This window comes from Shinella sp. H4-D48, assembly GCF_022637395.1.
Taxonomy (GTDB): Bacteria; Pseudomonadota; Alphaproteobacteria; order Rhizobiales; family Rhizobiaceae; genus Shinella; species Shinella sedimenti.
On record NZ_CP093337.1, the window covers coordinates 1,773,820 to 1,795,907 of the forward strand.

General features: G+C 59.8%; 30 protein-coding genes. 26 read left to right on the forward strand and 4 right to left on the reverse strand.

Going from position 1 to position 22,088, the window contains the following annotated elements:
* Nucleotides 1-15 precede the first annotated feature (15 nt).
* The 17 genes from MNR02_RS08580 (at nt 16) to MNR02_RS08655 (ending at nt 14,444) form a co-directional block, all read left to right on the forward strand.
* Complete coding sequence (locus MNR02_RS08580; RefSeq protein ID WP_241946506.1) at nt 16-405, forward strand: hypothetical protein; 390 nt, start codon at nt 16-18, stop codon at nt 403-405.
* Nucleotides 406-426: 21 nt separating this feature from the next.
* Nucleotides 427-1,218 carry a hypothetical protein gene (locus MNR02_RS08585; RefSeq protein ID WP_241946507.1) on the forward strand — a complete coding sequence of 264 codons (792 nt, stop codon included), beginning with the start codon at nt 427-429 and terminating at the stop codon, nt 1,216-1,218.
* An 8-nt stretch (nt 1,219-1,226) separates the two neighbouring features.
* The gene (locus MNR02_RS08590) at nt 1,227-1,676 is read left to right on the forward strand and encodes a phage baseplate assembly protein V (protein ID WP_241946508.1); all 450 of its coding nucleotides are present in this window, start codon (nt 1,227-1,229) and stop codon (nt 1,674-1,676) included.
* Complete coding sequence (locus MNR02_RS08595) at nt 1,676-1,933, forward strand: PAAR domain-containing protein (protein WP_241946509.1); 258 nt, start codon at nt 1,676-1,678, stop codon at nt 1,931-1,933. The genes MNR02_RS08590 and MNR02_RS08595 overlap by 1 nt, the downstream gene beginning before the upstream one ends.
* A 14-nt stretch (nt 1,934-1,947) precedes the next feature.
* Nucleotides 1,948-2,157, forward strand: a complete 210-nt coding sequence (locus MNR02_RS08600) for a hypothetical protein (protein ID WP_241946510.1) — start codon at nt 1,948-1,950, stop codon at nt 2,155-2,157.
* On the forward strand, nt 2,108-2,482 hold the full coding sequence (locus tag MNR02_RS08605; protein ID WP_241946511.1) for a GPW/gp25 family protein: 375 nt from the start codon (nt 2,108-2,110) through the stop codon (nt 2,480-2,482). The genes MNR02_RS08600 and MNR02_RS08605 overlap by 50 nt, the downstream gene beginning before the upstream one ends.
* A 16-nt stretch (nt 2,483-2,498) precedes the next feature.
* On the forward strand, nt 2,499-3,374 hold the full coding sequence (locus tag MNR02_RS08610; RefSeq protein ID WP_241946512.1) for a baseplate J/gp47 family protein: 876 nt from the start codon (nt 2,499-2,501) through the stop codon (nt 3,372-3,374).
* Nucleotides 3,374-4,453 (forward strand): phage tail protein, encoded by a 1,080-nt coding sequence (locus MNR02_RS08615; RefSeq protein ID WP_241946513.1) that lies wholly within the window; start codon nt 3,374-3,376, stop codon nt 4,451-4,453. The genes MNR02_RS08610 and MNR02_RS08615 overlap by 1 nt, the downstream gene beginning before the upstream one ends.
* A gap of 7 nt (nt 4,454-4,460) precedes the next feature.
* Entirely contained in the window at nt 4,461-7,664 is a 3,204-nt protein-coding gene (locus MNR02_RS08620; RefSeq protein ID WP_241946514.1) for a DUF4815 domain-containing protein, read from the forward strand.
* A gap of 12 nt (nt 7,665-7,676) precedes the next feature.
* Nucleotides 7,677-8,690, forward strand: a complete 1,014-nt coding sequence (locus MNR02_RS08625; RefSeq protein WP_241946515.1) for a hypothetical protein — start codon at nt 7,677-7,679, stop codon at nt 8,688-8,690.
* Nucleotides 8,687-9,106, forward strand: a complete 420-nt coding sequence (locus MNR02_RS08630) for a hypothetical protein (RefSeq protein ID WP_241946516.1) — start codon at nt 8,687-8,689, stop codon at nt 9,104-9,106. The genes MNR02_RS08625 and MNR02_RS08630 overlap by 4 nt, the downstream gene beginning before the upstream one ends.
* Before the next feature lie 44 nt (nt 9,107-9,150).
* Entirely contained in the window at nt 9,151-10,809 is a 1,659-nt protein-coding gene (locus MNR02_RS08635) for a phage tail protein (RefSeq protein WP_241946517.1), read from the forward strand.
* 16 nt (nt 10,810-10,825) lie between these two features.
* Nucleotides 10,826-11,332: a phage major tail tube protein gene (locus MNR02_RS08640; RefSeq protein ID WP_241946518.1), complete on the forward strand. Its 507-nt coding sequence runs from the start codon at nt 10,826-10,828 to the stop codon at nt 11,330-11,332.
* A gap of 65 nt (nt 11,333-11,397) precedes the next feature.
* Nucleotides 11,398-11,661 carry a phage tail assembly protein gene (locus tag MNR02_RS08645; RefSeq protein ID WP_241946519.1) on the forward strand — a complete coding sequence of 88 codons (264 nt, stop codon included), beginning with the start codon at nt 11,398-11,400 and terminating at the stop codon, nt 11,659-11,661.
* Between the two features lie 2 nt (nt 11,662-11,663).
* Nucleotides 11,664-11,789 carry a hypothetical protein gene (locus MNR02_RS22910; RefSeq protein WP_256464422.1) on the forward strand — a complete coding sequence of 42 codons (126 nt, stop codon included), beginning with the start codon at nt 11,664-11,666 and terminating at the stop codon, nt 11,787-11,789.
* 12 nt (nt 11,790-11,801) lie between these two features.
* On the forward strand, nt 11,802-13,913 hold the full coding sequence (locus MNR02_RS08650; RefSeq protein WP_241946520.1) for a phage tail tape measure protein: 2,112 nt from the start codon (nt 11,802-11,804) through the stop codon (nt 13,911-13,913).
* 18 nt (nt 13,914-13,931) lie between these two features.
* Entirely contained in the window at nt 13,932-14,444 is a 513-nt protein-coding gene (locus tag MNR02_RS08655; RefSeq protein ID WP_371746647.1) for a thermonuclease family protein, read from the forward strand.
* A gap of 250 nt (nt 14,445-14,694) precedes the next feature.
* On the opposite strand, the gene MNR02_RS08660 is transcribed toward MNR02_RS08655, so the two are convergent.
* Complete coding sequence (locus MNR02_RS08660) at nt 14,695-15,033, reverse strand: signal recognition particle (protein ID WP_241946521.1); 339 nt, start codon at nt 15,031-15,033, stop codon at nt 14,695-14,697.
* A gap of 86 nt (nt 15,034-15,119) precedes the next feature.
* Between MNR02_RS08660 and MNR02_RS08665 the strand changes: the two genes are divergently transcribed.
* Nucleotides 15,120-15,563: a phage tail protein gene (locus tag MNR02_RS08665; protein ID WP_241946522.1), complete on the forward strand. Its 444-nt coding sequence runs from the start codon at nt 15,120-15,122 to the stop codon at nt 15,561-15,563.
* A gap of 53 nt (nt 15,564-15,616) precedes the next feature.
* Here MNR02_RS08665 and MNR02_RS08670 read toward each other — a convergent pair whose 3' ends face one another.
* Entirely contained in the window at nt 15,617-15,871 is a 255-nt protein-coding gene (locus tag MNR02_RS08670; protein ID WP_241946523.1) for a hypothetical protein, read from the reverse strand.
* A gap of 55 nt (nt 15,872-15,926) precedes the next feature.
* On the opposite strand from MNR02_RS08670, the gene MNR02_RS08675 reads away from it, so the two are divergent.
* The 8 genes from MNR02_RS08675 to MNR02_RS08710 all read left to right on the forward strand — a co-directional run bounded on the left by MNR02_RS08675 (nt 15,927) and on the right by MNR02_RS08710 (nt 20,762).
* A complete protein-coding gene (locus MNR02_RS08675) occupies nt 15,927-16,139 on the forward strand; it encodes a tail protein X (protein WP_241946524.1) in 213 nt (70 codons plus the stop codon).
* A gap of 3 nt (nt 16,140-16,142) precedes the next feature.
* Entirely contained in the window at nt 16,143-17,300 is a 1,158-nt protein-coding gene (locus MNR02_RS08680; RefSeq protein WP_241946525.1) for a phage late control D family protein, read from the forward strand.
* Nucleotides 17,301-17,311: 11 nt separating this feature from the next.
* Nucleotides 17,312-17,611, forward strand: coding sequence for a hypothetical protein (locus MNR02_RS08685; protein ID WP_241946526.1), 300 nt, complete (start codon nt 17,312-17,314; stop codon nt 17,609-17,611).
* A gap of 345 nt (nt 17,612-17,956) precedes the next feature.
* Nucleotides 17,957-18,742 carry a hypothetical protein gene (locus MNR02_RS08690; protein ID WP_241946527.1) on the forward strand — a complete coding sequence of 262 codons (786 nt, stop codon included), beginning with the start codon at nt 17,957-17,959 and terminating at the stop codon, nt 18,740-18,742.
* Nucleotides 18,739-18,930 carry a hypothetical protein gene (locus tag MNR02_RS08695; protein WP_241946528.1) on the forward strand — a complete coding sequence of 64 codons (192 nt, stop codon included), beginning with the start codon at nt 18,739-18,741 and terminating at the stop codon, nt 18,928-18,930. The genes MNR02_RS08690 and MNR02_RS08695 overlap by 4 nt, the downstream gene beginning before the upstream one ends.
* Nucleotides 18,927-19,337 carry a hypothetical protein gene (locus tag MNR02_RS08700; protein ID WP_241946529.1) on the forward strand — a complete coding sequence of 137 codons (411 nt, stop codon included), beginning with the start codon at nt 18,927-18,929 and terminating at the stop codon, nt 19,335-19,337. Before MNR02_RS08695 ends, MNR02_RS08700 begins: the two co-directional genes overlap by 4 nt.
* Nucleotides 19,334-19,669, forward strand: coding sequence for a hypothetical protein (locus MNR02_RS08705; protein WP_241946530.1), 336 nt, complete (start codon nt 19,334-19,336; stop codon nt 19,667-19,669). The genes MNR02_RS08700 and MNR02_RS08705 overlap by 4 nt, the downstream gene beginning before the upstream one ends.
* A 19-nt stretch (nt 19,670-19,688) precedes the next feature.
* On the forward strand, nt 19,689-20,762 hold the full coding sequence (locus MNR02_RS08710) for a hypothetical protein (RefSeq protein ID WP_241946531.1): 1,074 nt from the start codon (nt 19,689-19,691) through the stop codon (nt 20,760-20,762).
* 206 nt (nt 20,763-20,968) lie between these two features.
* On the opposite strand, the gene MNR02_RS08715 is transcribed toward MNR02_RS08710, so the two are convergent.
* Together MNR02_RS08715 and MNR02_RS08720 are read right to left on the reverse strand one after the other, a co-directional pair.
* Complete coding sequence (locus tag MNR02_RS08715; protein WP_241946532.1) at nt 20,969-21,688, reverse strand: hypothetical protein; 720 nt, start codon at nt 21,686-21,688, stop codon at nt 20,969-20,971.
* 45 nt (nt 21,689-21,733) lie between these two features.
* Nucleotides 21,734-22,075 (reverse strand): hypothetical protein, encoded by a 342-nt coding sequence (locus MNR02_RS08720; protein ID WP_241946533.1) that lies wholly within the window; start codon nt 22,073-22,075, stop codon nt 21,734-21,736.
* Between the last annotated feature and the right edge of the window lie 13 nt (nt 22,076-22,088).

Here is a 22,088-nt window from a genome sequence, read left to right on the forward strand (position 1 = left end):
GCGGAGATTGATAATATGCCAGTTTCTGCCCGCTTTCACGAACTGCGCGACAAGGTGCTGGCTGCCGTGGACGATAAGTTCGCGGAGCCGGTGCGTTTGTCGTTTCTGACGAAAGCCGGTGGCCCCGTCGACCCGACGAGGCCGGCCATAGAGATTGAAGCCGTCCTGCGGGTCGGCGAGGGGAAGAATACTTCCGTGGCCGGTAGTCGGGATGCGGGATGGAGAACGCGGATCGTCGCCGATAAGGCGCAGTTGCATATCGATCGCACGACCTACGCGGGGCCCCAGCCAAAGCAGGGCGACAAGGTGAAGGCCCTGTCACGATGGGGTGAGCCTTGGTTTGAAGTGGCTGACGTCGACGACCGCAGCCATACACGGATCGTTCTGAACTTGAATGAAGCGTAGCCCACACGCAAGGACCACCCCATGTCCCTGACACGAATTGCTGCGCGCCTGGCCGCGGTCTATGCGCTGCGCGGAAAGACGCTGGTCGGCGACAACGTTCTGGACAGCCAGATCGGCGCACTTGATATCACGGCTGACGGCGAGTTGCGGACGGACGAGGAGAAGCCGTTCATTTCGGTGTATGCCGACGCGGCGAAGTCCGAGGAGAATATGCTCCGTTCGTGGACTGACAACGGCGCGACGGACTTTCTGTTCGAAATGGGCGTGACGGCGGCGCATACCGAACTCAACGAAGAAACCGGCGAAACGACGCTGGTAGGCGTTGGAATCCCGGCGACAGACGCCGCGTTTGAATTTCTGTTGGACGTGGTTGCGCGCCAGATCGGCGACACGCTGTCCGACCCTGAGAATGAATGGGCGGAGATTTTCCGCAAGTTCCACATGGGCAACGGTCTGATCGAACGGGCCCGCACGAGTAGCGACGGGTCCGGCGTCCGGCTGGCTGCCCAGCAGATCAAGCTTACCGTCATGCTGATGCCTGACCCGGTTCGCGGCAGGGCCCTGAAGCCCGAAAGCCCGATGGCGCTGTTCTTCGCCAAGGCTGCTACCGTCAGTGACCCTGTGCTGAATGCACAGGTGGCGCTGATGCAGGCGCAGCTTGCCGGCTTGGAGACGGATTGGCAGACGGAACTCCGCCGCTACGGCATCACGATGACAGAGGGCGAGAACCTTCTGATCGTGCCGCCTGACGGCGTCGAGGGCGATATCGCCATTGTTGAGGTCGGCGCCGCTCCAGTTGTGCCTGTCTCGTAGGGGGCCGCATGATACCGGACAACCTTCCTGACCAGATCGCGAATATCTACGGGCGCCTGGCTGAGATCGAGCGACGAGGGCGGAACCGAAAGCGAACCGGAAAGGTGGCTGAAGTCGGGACTGGCGACAACGCTGGAAAATACCGCGTGAAACTCGGGGAGCAAGGCGGAAAGCCATACCTGACTCCGTGGATACGGCCCAGAACGCTCGGCGCCGGAGGCGTCAAGATCGACGTCATCCTGTCGGCTGGGGAACAGGTCGACGTTCACTCCGAGAGTGGAGATCTGGCGGACGCGACCATCGACCTCTCGACCTACAGCGAAGAGAACGCTCGCGAGAACGCAGACGTGCCTTTCCACATCAAGATTGGCGACACGGTAATCGGGGCGAGCGGGGAGGCTATCTCCATGAATGGTGCCACCATGACCCTGACCGCGTCCAACGGGCATCTGGCCTGATGCCGCGGATCGTGCGTCTTGGAGACGCCGGTTCGCACGGCGGCTCCGTCATCACTTCGGCATCAAAGTGGAAATGCGAAGGCAAGCTGATCGCCAGGAAGGGTGATCTCTACGCCTGCCCAATCCACGGAGTAAACGCAATCACCGAAGGCTCTGGCCGCTGGAAGTGCGAAGGCGCTGACATAGCGCGGCATGGGGACTCTACCGCATGCGGGGCTTCCCTTATTTCCGGCGCGTCGCGGTGGGAATGCGAGTGACCTCAGGAGATCTCATGAAACTCTACACGACAAAGCACGACTGCGAGGTTGCTGGTCACTGGCGCACAGCCGGGGAGCCTTTTGCGCTGACCGACGAGCAGGCTGCCGAACTGACGCCTCCGCGCGGACGCGTTGTCGCGCCGTATGTCCCTGCTGACATCAAGGAAAAGCCCCATGCGAGACTCGGCAGGAATAAGCGCCGTAACCGGAAGGCCGCTCACTGATTGGGAGCACACAGACCAGTCGATCGGCAAGATCATCCAGACGGCCATCGGTTCGCGCGTCATGCGCCGTACATTCGGTTCTGATCTGCCAGATCTCGTCGACAGCAAGACCATCCGGAAGAACATTCTGGCCGTCTATTCGGCTGCAGCTGCGGCTATCGACGCATGGGAGCCGCGGTTTCGCATGAGGGCCGGCGCCGTGCGGTCTGTCGGCGCTGACGGCAAGGTCGGCCTCGTGATTTCCGGCACCTATTTCCCGCGCGGACATCTGGGCGACTACAGCGTCGCTGAGGACAAGGTCGCGCGCGTCGCACTAACGATTTAGCACTATGGAGGGCGACATGGTCGACCTATCGACGTTGCCTACTCCGCAGGTCATTGAGGAGCTGGATTACGAGACGATCGTCGCTCGCCAGAAGCAGACGTTTCAGGACTTGTGGGAGGCTGTGCGCCTTGCCAATCCTGACGCGGGCCTTCCGGACTACGACGTCGAAATGCTCGAAACCGACCCGGCGATGATCATCATCCAGGAAAACGCCTACCGCGAGATGCTGGAGCGGGCGCGCATCAACGATGCCGCACGGGCCAACCTGCTTGGGTATTCCACCAAGGGCGATCTGGACCAACTGGCGGCAGACCACAACGTAACCCGCCTGCCGAACGAATCCGACAAGGCGTTGCGCGAGCGCATCGTGCTTGCCGACCAGGGCAGATCAACAGCCGGGCCGGAGGAATGGTACAAGTTCCACGCGCGGTCGGTCGATGCTGATGTCCGCGATGTGGCGGTCTACCGGCCAGGAACGGGCCCGGAGATCGAAGTCGCCATCCTGACAACGAGCAATGGCGGGACGCCCGGCGCACCGCTGCTGGGCTCTGTGCTAGAGGCCTTGAGTGCCCCCGCCGTGCGATCCGTCAACGACGTGATTTCTGTGGTGCCGGCAGTCAAGACCATAGTCAACGTGACGGCAAGCATCTGGCTTCTGCCGGAGGCACCCATGTCGGTCTTCGATGGACTCGAGCAGACGCTCCGTGACGCACTCGACAATGAGGGCGGCATTGGCTTCGACGTCAATACCTCGTGGATCATCTCGCGCCTGATGGCAGCGGGAGCCGCGAAAGTGACGCTGACTGCCCCGGTGGAGGACGTCGTCATGGACAAGTTCAGCGCGGCGGCGTTCGGGACGGTGAACCTGTCCTACATGGGGAGGCTTCGGTAATGGTTGTTTCTCTTCTGCCATCCAACAGCACCGCTTTTGAGTTGGCGCTGGAAGAGGCGACCGACATCGCAAGCGAGATCGGTCCCGCTATCGACGCGATCCACGGCCTGAAATACGCGCGGCCGCTCAACATCACGGTCGCGCCGTGGCTGGTGAATGAATACGGCCTCGGCCCGATTTCTGACTTCTTCGACACGGTAGAAGACCTGATCGATGAGGGCAGGGTGTGGCAGCGCCTCCGAGGCACGCCACAGGCCATCACGACGTCACTGTCATGGGTCGACTACGATGACATCGACATCCAGGACCAGGTTCGCGGCCGCAGGCGCTGGCATCTTTACCAGATCCAGATGGGCGAGCTTCCGGGCGTCGACGAAATCCAGCGGCTGACCAACGCAGAATACCTGGCCGGCTTATCCGATCCGGCGCGCTCGTTCTTCTGGCGCGGCTATTTCGGATACGACGTGCGTGGCCATGTTTACGGACGGTCGCGTTGGGGCCGGTCCATATGGGGCGATAGCTCCGGCGTTCGCATTGCGGGCGGAAAGGTGAAGTGGTCGCACGGGCGGACCCATGAGCTCGACGCCACAGCAGAGGCCGGAGTGGCTGCCGAACTGGGCGTGGATTTCGCTGACGGTGATGACGTCACATGGCTTGGCTCGCTCACCTGGGGGGCGCCTGGGCTGACGTGGGGCGGCGTCACTGACGCGCGCGTTCTCAAGTCCTGGCTTATGCTCCAGAAGAGCGCGCATATCGGCCTGTATGACGCCGACGGCGATCCGATTGGATATGCGCGCGTTGTTCGCGCGGTTCAGGATATCACCGACTACGGCGACGCCAACGACACAGTGGTCCTCACTTACGACGCAACGGTCGGTTTTAGCGTAGCGACAGGCGACGTTGCTTTCGCTGCTGTCGTGTTCGGCGGCGTAGCGCAGGGCGTGGCGCCTTTCAAAACATGGCTCGATCCAGACCAGATCGACTTTCCCGATGGCGAGGTTCGCGTGGGGGAGTCGCCGATTTCCTTCACGTTCTTGGAAACAGTGCGCGAGCGCATTGTCATCAATCTCACCATCTGAGGGCATTATGACAACTCTAGTCTTTGATCCGGTCGAAAGGCCGGATCTTTCGAAGATTCGCGACCGAATTTCCGAACGTCCGAACAATGATCGTGTCTACCTCGGAGAGGGTGACCTTTCGCAGGGTGCTGATCTGAACGAGGCCTTCTCGATCGAGGCGCGCAAGCGCAAGGGTATTGGCGACCTGATCGCCCGCGACGGCGACCGCATCGACGGGGCCGATGTTCTCGTCAACGTAGAAGATGAAACCGTAACCATTACGGCCGGTGAACTCTACATCGACGGCTCGCGCCGGAAGGTGCCGGAAGGCGCGCTGGTAGACGTCCCTATGACGGGCGACGTGAAGATTGGCGTTCGATCGACCACGACCATCGTGACGGCAGAGGACGACGATATCTACCTCGGCCTCGTGCCGGAGGCGGAGGAAAGCTACGGCGAGCCGGGCGCAGTGCGTACTGTCGTCAGTTTCTCGTGGGCATTCGAAGGCGACGGCGGTACTGGCCAGTTTTATCCGTACCTTGTGTTGCGCGACGGCGTGATCATCTCGCAGGACGCTCCGCCGACGCTCTCTGGCGTCCAGCAGCAGATTGCAACCTACGACTATGATGCGCACGAAAACTATGTCGTGCGCGGCTGCAGCGTGTCGCCACTTGGGCTGGAGGCCGGAAAGCAGGTCTTCGCCATTTCCGAGGGCCGCGCCAATATCATGGGTTTCAAGCGCAACCGCCCAACGGCATCGCGCTTCTCTGAAACCGAGGAGCCGGATACCGGCACGATCGACGCTGAGCCCCACAATTTCGATGACGGTGGAACTGGCACTGCGGTAATCACCGTTCGCCGCCCTCCGGTGTCTTCCGTCACATCGGCCATTGTCACGAAGCAGCGTACCGTAACGCTCACCAAGGGCGTAACCGACGGAGCCGACCTGCTCCCTGACGACGGCGTCACCTCGATCATCTCGGTGGTGCAGGGTGGAACCACGTACACGCAGGGCGTAGATTACCAGCGCAGCGGCGATTCAGTTGACTGGCTATCTGGCGGCATCGAGCCCGCTACGTCGTCTTCCTACAACGTGACCTACCGCTACCTGGACGCAGTGACGCCCACGGCGGTGACGTCGACAACCATATCGGTTGCGGGCGGAGTGACCGGCCAGCCGGTCTTTCTTGGGTACACCAACAAGCTGCCCCGCACGGACAGAATCTGCCTCGATGCGGACGGCAATGTCGTCTACCTCAAGGGTCTTTCCGCGCCGACGCAACCACAGCCTCCGCAGGTCCCCAAGACCCTGCTGTCGCTGGCAACGATTTACAATGACTGGTTCGGCACGCCGACTGTCGTCAATGACTCGATCCGCGCCTATCCTTTCTCCGCGATTGACCGCATGTATAACAACGTGCTGGACCTGTTCAATCAGGTGTCGCTTCAAAAGCAGAAGATCGATATCAACTCGCGCGCGCCAGCAGAAACCACTGGCATTTTCAGCGATCCGCTATTGAACGACGACTTCCGTGATGCTGGCGAAACGCAGAACGGCGCGGTCTTCAATGGATCGCTCCAGATCCCGATCACTGCGGCATTTCAACAGATCGATGCGGGCACACCGCTCTTCCTGCCTTTCGGCGAGGATACTGTTGTTAGCCAGGAACTCGTTTCCGGCTGCGTGAAAATCAACCCCTACCAGTCATTCGCTCCGCTACCTGCAATCCTGCGGATCATTCCGTCGGAAGACTTCTGGACCGAGACGCAGACGGTCTGGCTTTCCGAGCAGACGCAGATTTTTGGAACCGGCAACAGTGAGCGCGTGACGAGCACCGAGGTGCTGCAAAGCGTCCGTACCCAGCCGATCCGCTTCCTGCGTGAGATCGACATTGATTTCACCATCAGTCAGTTCGGGCCAGGCGAAACACTCGACGAGCTGACGTTCGATGGCGTCGATGTCAATCCAGGCGGCCTTGTTGCCAATGGTAGCGGCGTCATCGCGGATACGTTCACAATCCCTGCGGGCGTCACGTCCGGCGCGAAGAGTGTTCGGGCGGTTGGAGGTTCTGGCACGGTTTGTTCCGCGACCTTCACGGGCGAGGGGCGTCTGGAGACGATTGAACTCCAGCGCAACACGACCGTGCAGCGCTTCCAGACAGGTGGCGTGAGCGGCGGCGGCGGCCGTGGCAGCGGCGCGGACGGCTCGCGCGGCCTCGACCCGCAGGCGCAAAGCTTCAGCTTCACGCAGGGGCGGCACGTCAGCAGCGTCGACATCAAGTTCTGCGCGATCGGCGACCGCACGCAGCCAGTGATCCTGGAGTTTGTGACGGTCGACAACGGCTTCCCGACGACGGAAGTCATTGCCCAGACCGAAGTGGACATGCAGTCGGTGCTGACCGGCACATGGACGAACTTTGCGTTTCCTGTGCCGTTCTACCTGCCGCCGGACCAGATGTTCGCGTTTGTGGTCAAGACCAACGACCCGGATCACAGCATCAGCGTTGCTGACCGCGGCGCCTTTGACGCCGTGAATCAGCAGTGGATCGCGGCCCAGCCCTACACGGTCGGAACGCGGTTCAGTTCTAGTAACGCGGTCAGCTGGACGATCCACCAGGATTCGGACATCACGTTCAAGATCAACTGCGCCAGGTTTAATCCTACGCAGCGCACCGTAGATCTTGGCACGTACGCGGTTACAGACGTGTCTGATATCATCGTCCGCGGCAACGTCTTCCTGCCCACCGAGGCAACCTCCGTTGTCTTCGAACTGGTCTTTGGAACGGAAACGCCGGTTCGGGTGCTCCCCGATCAGGTCTGGGAGCGTACATCGTTCTTCACCGGAAACCTGACCATCAGAGCCATCCTAACGGGCGGGCCTTTGGTCACGCCAGTTGTTGGGCGGGATATCCTGGCTGTTCTCGGAACGATGCAGGCTAACGGTGTGTATGTGAGCCGTGCGTTTACGTTCGGCGCAGATGTGCAGCTTGACGTCATCGCTTCCACGAAACTTCCGGTCGGCTCAACGTTCACGGTCGAGTGCGACGCCAAGGACGATAACTGGGGCTCCGTGCCGCAGATATCGGCATCACCTATCGATCTCGGTTTTATCGAACGGTCCTACAGGGACACGAGCGTCGTGGCTCCGACTGGTGGCCGTCTGCGGCTGACCCTGACCGGCACGCCAGCGGCGCGGCCTTCGGTCGCTGACCTGCGGGCATTCACTTCGTAAGGATATCCCGAAATGGTGACTGAAAACACTACCCCGAACCGCGGGTATCAAGAGCCCGAGGTCGGGAATACGCTTGAGGTGGATGTAGGGCGGCTGATTGCAGCCCTGCGCGCTATCGATACGGACATGGCCTCCGCCTTTGCGGCTATCGTCATCAAGGCTGGGCTTAATAGCCCTGCGTTCACTGGCACTCCGACCGCGCCAACCGCGGCACCTGGCACCGATAGCGGTCAGCTGGCGACGACGGCGTTCGTGAAAGCCGCCTTGGCGGCGTTGGTGGATAGCGCCCCTGGTGCGCTGGATACGCTGAACGAGCTAGCCGCGGCGCTTGGTGATGATCCGAATTTCGCCGCCACGATGACGGCGCTGATCGGGACGAAGATGGACGTTGGCGCGCTTACGGCAGACAGTCCGGGCCGCGCCAAGATGGCTGATGGCTTTGTAAACACCGACAAGCTTGCAAACGGAGCGCTCTCCGCCGACACGGCAGGGCGCGCGAAGATGGCAGACGGCTTTCTGACGGCTGTCAAGGCCGCTGCTGATTTCGTCTTCGGTCAGACGGCGAAAACGATGCCGGTCGATGCTGACGCGGTGTTAATTTCAGACAGCGCGACGTCAAACGTCCCGAAGAAGATGACGTTCGCAAACTTGAAGGCTTGGATATTATCGTTCATCCCACTGCCTAAATATTACGTAAGCGATCCGTTTGCCGTAGTCTCGGGCGGGTCGTTCTCGCTCACCCACACTCTAGGTGTCGAGCCAAAATTCATTGCATTGGAGTTGGTGGTCACATCAGCAGTGAACGGTTACGCCGCGGGCGACAAACTGCACATGGGGTTAAGCGCCGCTGGCCAATGGGGGACGGGAAATACCGGCTACTTCATTAGAAAAGTAGGAACTGCGCAGATAAGCGGGCGATTTGGCAATAATGCCGGAGGGTCATTCGTTGTGGCGAACGATACATCAGGAGCACCATCAACGATACCGAACGCGAACATACAGGCAGTCGTGAGGGCTTGGGCATGAGCGCTGTTTTTCATTACGTTGACTCTCAAGGGTCGTACCTCGGCGCGTGGGACGCTAACCCGCCTGCAAACGCCATAGCCGTCCCAACCCCGCCTAACGATGCGCGTCAGGTGTGGGATTTCGTAGGGCAGGAGTGGGGCGCATTGCCGCCGATTATTTCCGACTACGAAGACGCAATTCAAGCCCATGTTGACGATTCGGCCCGCTCTCGCCAGTTCCGAGACGGCGTAACGCTTGCCTCCTACACGGCATCCACCAACCCGCAGTGGGCGTCCGAAGCTGCTGCGTTCGTCGCTTGGCGCGATGCTGTTTGGGCCTATTCTTACACCGAGCTTGCCAAGGTGCAGGCCGGCCAGCGCGAACAGCCGACGGTCGATGACTTCCTGATGGAACTGCCTGCAATCATCTGGCCCTAGCGCCCAACCACCCATCACCCAACCACATCCTAAAGGAGGCCGCATTGGCTGACCTATCGTATTTCCATGGCGTGAACCTTGGGGAAAGCCCCGACACGCCATCGCTTCTGCGCGTCCAGAATTTCGGTGTGACGTTCGTCAACGGCACGGCTCCCGACGCGGATGCTGCGGCTTTCCCGATCAATACCCCGACGCTCGTCACGTCTCAGGCTGCCGCCGCTCTGCTTGGCTCCGCCGGCACGCTGCTTGCGGACGTTTTGACTGTGATGGGGGAGGGTGGTTCGACCGTCATCGTCAACCGCGTTGAGGACGACGAAGACCCCGAAGTCGTGCAGGCCAACCTGATCGGCGACGCTGCTGCTCGCACCGGCCTCTATGCCGCGTTGCGCGCCAAGTCGCTCCTGGGAGTCCAGCCGCGCGTCATTGTGACGGCCGGCGACACTGGCGCCTACGTCGAGGATGGCGTGCTGTCTGTCACCGTGACGGATGGCGGCGCGGATTACACCTCTGCGCCCACCGTGGCATTCTCCGGTGGCGGCGACGCTGCGGCCACAGCCACCGTCAACAAGCACAAGGTCGTGTCGCTGACGATCACGAATCCTGGCGCGGACTACACCAGCGCGCCCACGATCGCGATTGCAGCGCCCCCGGCCGGAGGCGTTCAGGCGACGGCTACCGCAACCGTTGCGGACGGCGAAATCACTGCCATCACGATGACTAACAAGGGCTCCGGCTATGTCGACGCCCCTGCGGTCACGATCTCCGGCGGCGGCGGCTCCGGCGCTATCCTGACGGCTGTCCTCGGCGGCCCGGTGACGGGCGTTACCGTCTCGGAGCCTGGTGAAGGCTACATCTCCGCGCCGACGGTCAGCTTCTCCGGTGGTGGCGGTTCCAGTGCTGCGGCCATTGCCAACCTTGGCGACGTCACCAGCCCGTTTGTTTCGGCCCTCGCGACCATCTGCCCACAGATACGTGCGCGTGCCTACATCCACGGCCCGAACTCGACCAATGCAGAGGCCGTTCGCTTCCGCAACACGGTCAACAGCGACCGCATCCTGATCATCGACCCCAAGGGCATCAAGAACGTCAACGGTACGCCCGTTACGGTTCCGATCGCTCCGGTCTTTGCAGGTGTTCGCGCTCGCGTCGTAGCATCTCCGGAAGGCGTGTCCGGCTCGGTATCGAACAAGATCATCCGCACGCTCGACGGCGTTGCGCGCACGATCCAGTACCCGGTCGACAGCAACTACCTCAACGAGCGGCAGGTTTCGACCGTCATCGATGAGCGTGGTGGACTGCGCACCTGGGGTTCGCGCCTAGCGACCGACGTGGACATCTGGCAGTTCGACAGCGTTCGCGCCACGGCTGACATGATCAACGAAGCGCTGGAAGACCTGTACTTCGTCTATGTCGACCGCAAGCTGACCAAGGCCAACCTGAAGATGATGATCGAAGACGGCAACGCCGCGCTTCGCGTCTTCCAGAAGAACGACGACATCCTCGGTGGCCGCGTCTGGCTGTCCGACCTGAACGAGCCGACGGTAAATGCCAACGGCAAGGTGTTCCTGAACGTCGAGTTCGAGCCGGTCGGCATCATGGAACAGATCAACATCACGACACACCGCAACATTCTCTACTACCAGCTGCTGCTGGATGAGGTGCGCGGCGCGATCGAGAACGGCCCCCTGACGCTCGCCGTCTAATCACAAGGAATACACGATGAGCAATCTTCCGCGCTACCTCCTGCGCAACTGCATGCTGTGGGCCGATCGCGAATCCAAGCTTGGCCAGATCGGGGACATCACGCCCCCGGTCCCGCAGGCCAAGCTCGAGGAACTTCGCAACGCAGGCATGATCAAGCCGCGCGAGGTCCATATGGGTTACGAGAAGCTGGAATTCAGCTTCAAGATGCCCGGCTTCGACCCGCAGATCCTCAAGCTTTTCGGCCTCAAGGCTGGTACGGAAAACCTGTTCCTCATCACTGGCGCGCTGGTGGACGAGGACGGCGTCGAGCATTCGGCGGTGATGACGATCCGCGGCTTCCTCAAGCAGGCCGATCCCGGCAACTGGAAGCCGGGTGACATGGCGGAGAACGACTATTCGGTCTCGGTCAACTACTACAAGCTGGAAGTCGACGGCGACGAGCTGATCGAAATGGATGACTTCGACGTGAAAATCGGGGGCATCAGCCAGCATAGCGGCATGCGGAACTCGCTGCTTCTCTAGCACTCCACGCCGCAAACTCAGCCCGCGCGAATGCGGGCTTTTTCTTTCCTGATGAGGAGACCAGCATGACGACTGTCAAGCTTTCGAAGCCCGTTGAGCACAACGGCAAGATTTACGACGAGTTCACCTTCCGCGAAGCCGAAGTCGGCGACCTGATGCTTGCCGACGCCGTGAAGGGCGAGATGTCCAAGATCATCGCCGTCCTGGCATCGATGGCCGACGTACCGCTTCCCGCCTTCCGCAAGGTCAAGTCTCGCGACCTCAACGCCATCATGGCCGCCACCAAAGACCTCTTGGGGGAGGAGCCGCCGGTCACGACTGGCGCCTGATCGTGAGCGTTATCGCTCGCGAACTCAAGCAGGACGTGGACCGGCTCGAAAAGTGGCCGCCCGCCAAGGCCATGGCCTACTTCGAAAAAGCAATGGAAATCCGTCGCCTGTTCGGCGGCGGCATGTAGCGCGAGGGCAGCATGGCCGTCTTGAAATCAAGCCTTATCCTCTCGCTCATCGACAATGTGTCAGGCCGGGCGAAGGGCATCAACAGCGCGCTCGGAAGCCTCCAGCGCGGACATGCCTCCTTCCTTGGTATGGCCGGTCGGCTCGCCGCTTTTGGTGGCGCCTATGTGGGCGTCACGCAGGGGATCGGCGGGACGGTCGGGGCAGCGCTGGAGTTCGAGTCCGCCTTCGCGGACGTCCGCAAGGTGCTGGATGCGAATGAAGAGCAGATGGCGAACGTTCGCCGCTCGATCATCGCCATGTCTAAGGAACTGCCGATTGCGGCAAGCGGCATTGCCGAGATCTACGCCGCGGCTGGTCAGTCGAACATCCCGCTGGCGGAAATCACCAAGTTCAGCGAGATGGTCGCCAAGGTGTCGACGGCGTGGGACGTGCCCGTTGCCGAAACCGGGCAGGCGCTCGCGGAGATCAAGAACCAGCTGAACCTCGGCGTGAACGAGGTCGGGCTTTTCGCCGACAGCCTCAACCACCTGTCGAACAACACGGCAGCCAATGCGCCGCGGCTTCTGGAATATACCAAGCACGTTGCGGCAACCGGCGAGATGTTTGGCTTCTCTGCGCAGGAGACGCTGGCGTTCGGCGGCGCCATGATCTCATCCGGCGGCGAAGCGGAAGTCGCAGCGACGTCGTTCCGTAACATGGGCCGCGCGCTCACGATCGGTACACGCGCGACGAAAACACACAACACAGCCTTCAAGCGGCTCGGCCTCGATGCGGTTAAGACCGCGAAGTCGATGCAGAAGAACGCGCTGAAGACGACCCTTGATGTCATCGACCGCATCCAGGCGCTTCCTGAGTGGGAGCGGATATCGATCGCCTCGGCACTGTTCGGCGACGAAGCGCGTGCGCTGATGCCAGTAATCAACAATGCCACGGAGTTGCGGCGCCAGCTTGGTCTCGTGGGCGATGAAGCCAACTACGCGGGCAGCGCTTTCAAGGAGTACACTGTACGCGCCAGCACGGTCGGAAACGTGCTGCAGATATTGAAAAACAAGTTCGCCGACTTCTTCCGCAGCATGGGCGACGACATGCTGCCCGGCATCAAGCAGGCGGCGCTCGGCGTCGGGCATATCCTAGACACCATGGGCCAACGCGCCACCATCTTCGACAAGATGGGCGCCGCAATGAAGGCCTTTCTGCAGGGTTTCGGCGTAGACAGCGGCATTCGCGAGACCGTCGAGAGCATCGGCGACTTGCTGTTTGGCAAGGCGGATGGCTCTGCTTCGGCCGACCAACTTGGCCGGATATTCGCCAAGTTCAAGGAATATGGCGCGTCCGTCCGCGAACTGTCCGATGCGATCCGCAACAATCCGATCGCCCAGTTCCTCGGTGAGCTAGGGGCGGACGGCTTCAAGCTGATGCTTGCGGCCGTTGGGATTGGCCTTGTCGCTAGCTCGATTATGAAACTCGCGAGGGCGATCGCCTTCCTGACGGGGATCACGACGGCCATAGGCATCTTCAAATCCTTCGGTAAGGTGGGCAGCATTCTCGGCGGCCTCGGTGGGGGCGCGGCCGCCGGAGCGGCTGCTGGAGCCGGCGGCCGAACTGCTGCGGGTGCAGCAGCTGGTGCCGCAGGAACGGCAGGACGTGGCGCTGGCCTTGCCGCCGCTGGCCTCCTTGGTTTTGCTTGGCTTATGGACAAGGGTGCGCAGCGCCTCAGGGACGACCCTGCCCGACAGGCTCGTGACAACGAAAAGTCCGCGCAGAATATCCGCTGGCTCAAGAACATGCTTGGCCTCGACAAGCCTACCGTCTCGCCCGAAAACGTCGACGCCCAGCTGGCGGCTCAACGCGGCACGCAGATCAACCCCCTGCAACAGGCGGTCGACAACAGCCGCAGCCCGGTCATCATCGACTCCAGCAGCATCGCCGCAATGACACAGCCGTCTGGCGTTCAGCAGGTGGCGGTGACGAATCTGACGCGGCCAAACATAACCGTTCACGCACCTGTCACCATTAGCAACATCTCTTCGCCCCAGGACGCTGTTGAGGCTGCCGCCTCGCGACTTGGCCAGGCGGCGAAGTCGGCGCTGGAGTCGAGCTTCAGTGGCGGCGGTGGCTTCTAAGTTGAGAAGGGCGCGGCAATGCAATACAAGATCGCAATGACTCGTTTGCTTGCCGCACTCATCCTTATCTTCACCACACCGGCCATAGCACAGACGATGGATGGCCGAGCTTCAGTGATTGATGGCGACACCATCGAGATCAGCGGCGAACGGATCAGGCTCAACGGCGTTGACGCGCCTGAAAGCTGGCAGCGTTGCGCTGACGAGGGCGGCAAGGAGTACCGCTGCGGCAAAGATGCAGCATTCGCGCTTGACGACTGGCTTGCCGCGTCACGGCCAACTCGCTGTGAGTTCGTGGAGCGCGATCGTTATGGACGGATGGTTGGTAACTGCTTCCGTGCCGATGGTGCCTCTGTAGGGGAGTGGCTCGTTCGAAGCGGATGGGCGGTTGACTGGGTGCGGTATAGCGGCGGCAGGTTCGCAGACGCACAGGAGGAAGCTAGCCGAGCCAAGCGCGGCATATGGCGGGGCGCGTTTGATCTGCCATGTGAGGCGAGGGCGCGACGGGCTAAACGGAAGGCGAGCTGTTAGTACGGAAAAAGCGCGAAAATCTCACCGACTTTCTTCTCGCATGTAGATTGGTCTGTGGAGAATTTGCACTGGATATTGCCGATCGCAGTTCGAGAATTTCCGCGTTGGAGCTTGCCTACCTCCTCTTTTGACAGCGTTCGCTTAACGCCGTCATGTTCTTCTACGCACACGTCGTTTTGACAGAAGGTCATTTGAGCGAGTGCAGAAGTGTTTGAGGTGAGCACGTAGGCAAGGCAGGCTATGAAAAACTTCATTTTATGAAACCGTACCTTTTCGCAACGCGGCGCGTTTGCGCGCAGTGGGCTGTTTTTCCTGAATTCGTTAGCTCTTCAATGCTGGCGGCGGCTCCCCGCGTCATCAGGTCTAGCATCGATGCGAAGCCCATCGCCTCGTCCGATACATTGTCCTCGATGTACTTGGCTATGGCGTCCTGATTGTAAGAAAGCCCGCACGGCTGCTCGGACGCGATGACGTTGCCGAGTTGGTGCGCCACGTCAGAGAATGACGCGTCATCGGCGTTACAGGCTCCATAGCCGAAAACGAGTGTTCCGAAGCAGCCGGCCGCGCACACGCCCAATATTCTGACCAATTGAACCTCCCTGTCTGCCCTCAATCTAGGGGCGAAGATTAAGGTCGCGCAAGAACTATTTCAGGTTTACCTCGCAAGGAGCCCCCATGACCGTTTCTATGATGCTCGGAGGCTTTGCCTTCGAAGCGCGCGACAGGCTTGGCTACGAAGGCGTGCAACGCAAGGTGCAGACGCCGTGGGCTGAGATCAAGGTCGCGCAGACGATGGATCAGCAGCAGTGGACCGGCCCGACTTCTGAGGAGGTGACGATCCGCGGCGTACTGTTCCCGCAGGAATACGGCGGCCAGGCGTCGCTCGACGGAATCATCGCCGCCGCGCAGGCAGGCACGCCCATGATGCTGGTTTCGGGCGACGACTACGAAGGCGTGATCCACGGGATGTTCACGGTGCACGGCATCGATGAGGACCGCAGCTACCACAACGCTGCCGGCGCCGCGCGAAAGAACAGCTACTCGATCACGCTCATGCGCTACGGCCAATCGGCTGCGGGCGGCGGCCTGTTCGCTCCGATCCTCAATCTGTTCGGTTAGGTGCGCACATGAGAATTGTCTTCACACGAGGTCACGTACTCATTGACAGCGGCTCATCTAGGGGAGCTATCGAAATAGTCGATGATCGCGTCCACGCCCGCCTTTATCGCCATGTGGTCTTTCTCATAGGAAAGGCCCTCAACTGGTAGGGATTTGAACTCCTGGACGATGCAATCTCGCAGTTCGGCGACGTCTACAGGTTGCGGTGACGTGGCAGACAACCTGCGCAGCAATTCGTCCGCCACTGCTTTGTATCCTAGCGCTACGCCGATAGCGGCAACGAAGTTGTGCGGGATACTAAGGGTCACGATCTACCTCCAATAGCAGTCGCGCCATATTCTTCGGAGGTGCGAGGGGAGTCAAATGCCATCGACATACATCACAAAATCCGGCCAGACCGTCGATCTGGTCTGCTTGGATTTCTACGGCCGCACCCGGTCGACAACTGAAATCGTCCTAGACGCAAACCCCGGCATCGCTGCACTTGGCCCGGTTTTGCCGATCGGGACCGCGCTCATCATGCCTGACATCGATACGCGGCCGGTGGCGCGCGAACTGGTGAAGCTCTGGGAGTAAGCAATGAAGCCCAGAATTGAAATCACGATCGACGGCCAGCCGGTTGCCGGCGCCTTCTATGAGCGGCTGATATCCGTCACCGTCACCGACAAAGAAGGTGTGAAGGCTGATACTTTTGACATGGAGTTGAACGACGGCCCGCCGCAGTTCCTCGCCATTCCGCGCAAGGGGGCGATCGTCGACATCCGCATTGGCTACGGCACCACACGGTCACTCGGCCGCTTCACCGTCGACAAGGTGACGCCGAAATGCCTGCCGTACTCCATGACGATCGGTGGCAAGTCCGCCGACCTGCGAAACGGCAAGCTCAAGGAGAAGCAGGAGCGGCACTGGGACAAGAAGAAACTCAAGGACGTTGTGTCCGAGATCGCTGGAGAAAGCGGGCTGTCCGCATCCGTCGATTCTGAAATCGGAGACTTCGAATACGAGTGGATCGGCCAGCAGGACGAATCCAACCTTGAATTCATGCGGCGCCTCGAGCGTCGACACAATGCGCTGTTCGCCATCAAAGACGGCAAGATGGTCTTCGCCAAGCGAGGCTCTGGCCTGTCTTCGACAGGGACCTTTGCTGGCACGGTCGTCGTCACGCCCAACTTGATCGTGCAGGGCTCGTGCTCGTTTGAGGCCAACGACCGCACGAAGTACAGCAAGGTCGTCGCCTACCACCAAGACAAAGACAAAGCCGAGCGGGTCGAGATCGAGGCGGAGGGTGACGAGGACGGGGACAGCGTTTACCGCATCCCTGAGCCGTATTCATCGCTGGAAGAGGCCGACAAGGCTGCTCAGGCGAAGGCGCGGGAGCTCAAGCGCGGCGAGGGCTCCGCCAGTGTCACGGTCATCGGCGACACCGCCATAACCGCAGGCTCAGCGCTGCTGTTCAGCGGCGTGCGCCCCGGTCTGGACGGCGTGCCCTATGTCATCGACACGGCGACCCACAAGTACGACAAGTCGGGCGGCTACACGACCGCGATCAGCGCCAAGCTATACGACGGCAAGTCAGGCAAAGGTGGCAAGGCTCCCGCGCAGGACGGCGCGACGAGCGGGGGCACGAAGACCGTTGGCGAGACCGGGACTGTCGCGAAGGACTCCCCGTCCGGCACGCCTGCGACCCCTGATGGCTGGGCGCAGTATCAGCGTAACGGGCTAACGGACGCGAATTAAGGAGAAGCGGAGTGACCGCGAAAATAGAACGAATCGCTAGAGAAGGCGGGGATATGATGATGGAAGTTGGAGCGATGTTTGCCGCGCTTGCTGCGGCAACTTGGTTGTGCGTGACGATCTGGGGCGCCTATTTTGTGTACAACGTGACGGAGATTGTTTCGCTGCTAAAGCGGTCAGAGGTGATTTTCGTTTCCAAGGTCGGGCAAGGGTCTGAAGTATCGATCTTCAACCAGACCGAAGTTGATGGTGGAATAACCTTCAGCGCGCGACAGGCTCGCGGCGAGTCCTCGAACAAAGACTCCCCGGTTTGATCGTCAAACGATAGGTACCGGGATTTATGAAGCGATCCCAGCGTGCGGCCCATGGAAATCTCCGAAATACGAAACTCTCCATCTTTCGGCATGGAAATTTCGTAGCGGTTTTCGGGGCCAAGCTTCACAGATGGCGGGGGAATTCTAGCAACGTGTTCAAGCCGCAGCGTCTGCTTGGCGTATACCGCAGCATATATCGCTGCGCCAGCACTCACCATCGCAGCTAGCGCGGCTACGATCCCCCAGTCCATTCCGCGCCCTCCCTCTAGGTGCGCCATCCTCGCACCGCGATGCAGGGTTGTCTAGGGCGGCGTGGCGCGCCGGCACAATCTGAAGGACCACAACATGATAACCGCAAACGACCTGCGAGCGATCGCGGGAACGACGAAGCGCGTGCAGATGCACGACGACCTCGCGGCCGCGTTCAACAAGTATGCCGCCAGCTACGGCGTGAGCAACCAGAAGCGAATTGCCGAGTTTCTGGCGAACGTCTCGCACGAGACGGGCGGCTTTACGAAACTCGCCGAGAACCTGAACTACTCGGTCGACGGCCTACTCAAAACATTCGGACGCCATCGCATCAGCACCGCTGACGCCAACCGGCTCGGGCGTTCCGGCAAGCGTGCGGCTGACCAGAAGGCAATCGCCAACAAGGTCTACGGCGGCGACTGGGGTCGCACCAACCTCGGCAACACTCAGCCGAACGACGGCTGGGACTATCGCGGCTCCGGCCCCGGACAGGTGACTGGTCGCGCCAACTTCGCCAAGGTCGAGAAGGAAAGCGGCCTTCCTGTCGTTGCCAACCCAGACCTTCTTCGCCAGGCGGATAGCGGGATGAAGGCGGCCCTTATCCTCTGGCAGAAGTGGGGCCTTAACGAAATGGCCGACGCCGGCCAGACCACTGCCATTCGCAAACGGTGGAACGGAGGCAGCCTTGGCCTCGCCGAGGTAAAGGACGCGCGCGGTCGGGCCATGAAGCTCAACCTATCCGTTCCATCCGCCGCACCGGCACCCGCTCCCACCACGCCCAAGCCGGAAATGCCGCCCAGCGCCACGCCGACCAAAAAGGCTAGTTGGCTGGAGGTGCTGGTCGCCCTGGCTGTTGCAATTTTTCAAGGACGCTCGAAATGATCGCAATTATCGCACGAATCCTCCTGCGCTATGGCGCTGGCGCTCTTGTAGCGCTTGGCCTTGTCGATGCTGATATAGCTAGCCAGATCGGCGCAGACCCCGATTTGCTCGTCCTCGTTGGCGCGGGTGTCGCTCTGGCTGTCGAGATGGCCTACGCAACCGCCAAGAAACTTGGCTGGGCAACGTGATCAAGCTTATCCTGAAATGGCTCGGTGGCGATCTCGCCACCGCCCTGACGCGCGCCTACGAGCTCAAGCTGAACGCCGCGAATGACGCCGACCGCATCAAGGCGGACGTGTCCATCAAGGCGATCGAGGCCCAGATGGCGGCGCAGGCTGCCAACGCAGCGGTCGTGCGCGAGGGCATGCAGCATAAGGCGTTCTGGATTCCTTGGCTCATAGCTGCCGTGCCGACTGCGGCGTGGTTCGGCTGGGGCATGACGGACTCGCTGTTCAACGGTACGCTCCCGGACGTTTCGGAACTGCCGCCGCAGCTCAAGGAGTATGCGGACATCGTGTTTGCAAACATCTTCTATGTGGGTGGTGGTGTTGCCGGTGCCCAGTTGATCGCGAAAGCGATTGGAGGCAAGAAATGAGCGGCTCTGAGATCATGGCCGTCGTCGGCTTCTTCGTCATGCTATCCGGTACGCTCTGGGGCGTCTGGTGGCGCATCGAGGGCAGGGTAGAGAAGGCTAAGGTTGATGCGTCCACGCTGGCCTCTTCCGCCAATGCGCTTGCCATGCTCGCCCGCCAGGAACTCGCGGAGCACAAGCTGCATGTCTCAGAGACCTATGTGACCAAGGCCGGGATGCAGGAGCAGACGTCGCAAATCCTGCGGTCGATCGAAAGCGTCGGTAACCGGATCGATGCCATAACTGATCGCTTAGATAGGGTATTTGAGCATAAAGTAGAACGCAGCGTAAGATAGTAACGCACAAGGGTGACCTATGGCTGAAAATCACGCCTCGCGCAATTTACGATCGAAACGCGATCTGTTAACGGAAGCCCCAGCACGACAAACTAATGGGGCGCTGATGGAAATTCGAAAAGAGAAGCAGTTGAATGCGGTTGGAGACGAGGTTCTTGCTCTAACCGCGATTGTAAGGCCGATCCTCACAGGGGTGCTCCACGCTCTCAAGGCGGACGTTGTGCATGAGGCCGGCGGGATTGAGAACGTCAAATTAAAGATGCTTCCAAGATTGTATCGCCCGGGCGACGGGGATGTTGGAATTTGCTTTGAGTATGCCGTTCATGAAGCAATGAACAATGAAGACCCAAGAGTTGTAGAGCGCGTTCAAGATGCGATTAGGCTATGCAGAATCAATAGAGGCGACCCCAAATCAATCCTCTTCGGTATTGAAAAATCAGGGGCTGTCCAGCTGATTAGCACAGCGCGCGACATACTGACGGACGATTCCCGCAGCCTGACAGGAAGTGTCGGCCAGCCCCCAAAGCTTCTTAGGCGATTAAATGTTCTTGCAGCCGCTTTTCGAAAGCCGACCACAAGGGTTGCTCTGCCATATTCCATAAGAGGTTTGTGGAAGGCTGACTTGTTTTTGGGTTCAGTTGAGAGCCAGCAATGGGTGGGTACCAGCGTTAAAATTAATCCGGCGCATCTCGAAGGAGCGGCGGGCCTCAGAATTGGTATCGTTCCTACAAAACAGGGGAAAAGCGATCGCGTACGGCTGGATGAGGGGCGCGGACTGGTTATATGTCCCTTACATCATGACGCGGACTTTATGCAGGTCTTCTATGAAGGGTGGCGCATTGTGCAGGCATTTCTGGCTGCAGATGCAAAGGTCCCAAAAGAGGCCGTACTGCCGCGACCGGTCGACCGAGAAATTTGCCGAATTCTAGAGGAGCGTAGGGAGTTTCCCGCCAGAGATGTGATTGACGCTCTAAAGATTTTTGCGCAGCCAGAGTTACTCGTGACTGATACCAAGACTGTTTCACTCCAAGACGTTAAAGGTGAAACCGACACTGATACTCTGGTCGCGCCAGTTTCGCGCGACACAGCGTAGTTAAAGTGCCATCATTCGTTTCCTAGGCATAGCCCCCTCTGCTTTGACGGCGGAGGGGGCTATTTTTTTGCTGGCCTCGGGTGCAACGACCTAGAGTGAGTGCGGCGCAGAAACTAGTGCTCAAGGGATACCCTGCCAGATACGTAGCCCAGCGAGAACGGCATCGGTAAGATCTGGCGTAGAGTGCTCATCGGTTCTCTAAGGCGCTACTTACTTAGAGCGTTCAACGTTGCGCTTGGCAGCGCGCTCGCGGCATTTACCGTTACGACCAAAATGAATGCCGCCATCGCGACCCAGACGATCCTGAACAATGTCACAATGGTATGGTCAATCTTACGTCTGGTGCCGCCTACTCGATGTCCATCGCTGCTCATTTTCAACCCGTACCACAAGTCCCTAGTGGACAAATGCGCCTGGTCATCGATACCGAAGGCTTCGGCGTTAGGCTCTGTCCCTTCAACCATCTTGAACGCGACATACACGCTAAGATTACTCGCTTCATCCCTGGTTAGAGGAGGAAACACCTTACGCAATTTCCCTACCTGTATGTTTGCGAGCAAGCGCTGCATCAGAGTTACATTTCTAGCGCGGTTTTTTATCAGACTGTACAGGTCGTTTAAGGACGTCCAAGCGTAACAAACGAACACGATCAAGAGGCCATATTGTATGGCGCTTGATAGCGCCCGAACACCATGTGTGCCGATATTGGCAAATTGGTAGATGACACCTGTCCAAGTCGCAAACTCTGTATGAAGAGATACCAAAAGAGTTGCCGCCCCAGCTGCCATTAACGAATGAAGGACTATTAGGTAATTTCGATAGGCCTGCAATAATGTCTCTTGTTGAGATAGAATTTGCTGCAAATCTTGTACCCATTCTCGACGCTGAACATTACTAAAAATTGGGTACTCTAAACTCTCACTCATGATTACCCCACTATTTATTGTTTTAATTAGCAATGCGGACGATATCTATTTATTTCCGCAGCCCTTACTCTTCATAGCATTTTCGATCGCCTGGACCTTACCCTTGGCAACAGCAACCTGTCCTTCCTTGTCCCCTCCAAAGGTGCTGGACATGGGTACGCCTATTAGGAAAACGCCAAACGCGTCGCCGCTCGCGGCATCGTTCTGTTGCTTAGAGACTGCGTGCAGAGCAGCTTTCTCCTTGGCTAGCTCGGTGCCCAGCGAAGCGCAGCTCTGCCCAGTGTAAGCCGCCATCGGTATATCGGCAGGCACGATTGCGTCGGGACGCTTGGCGCACGACGTGATAGACGCCGCGGCCAGCGCGACGGCGAGATATCTGAATTTCATGTTAGCCCCCAGA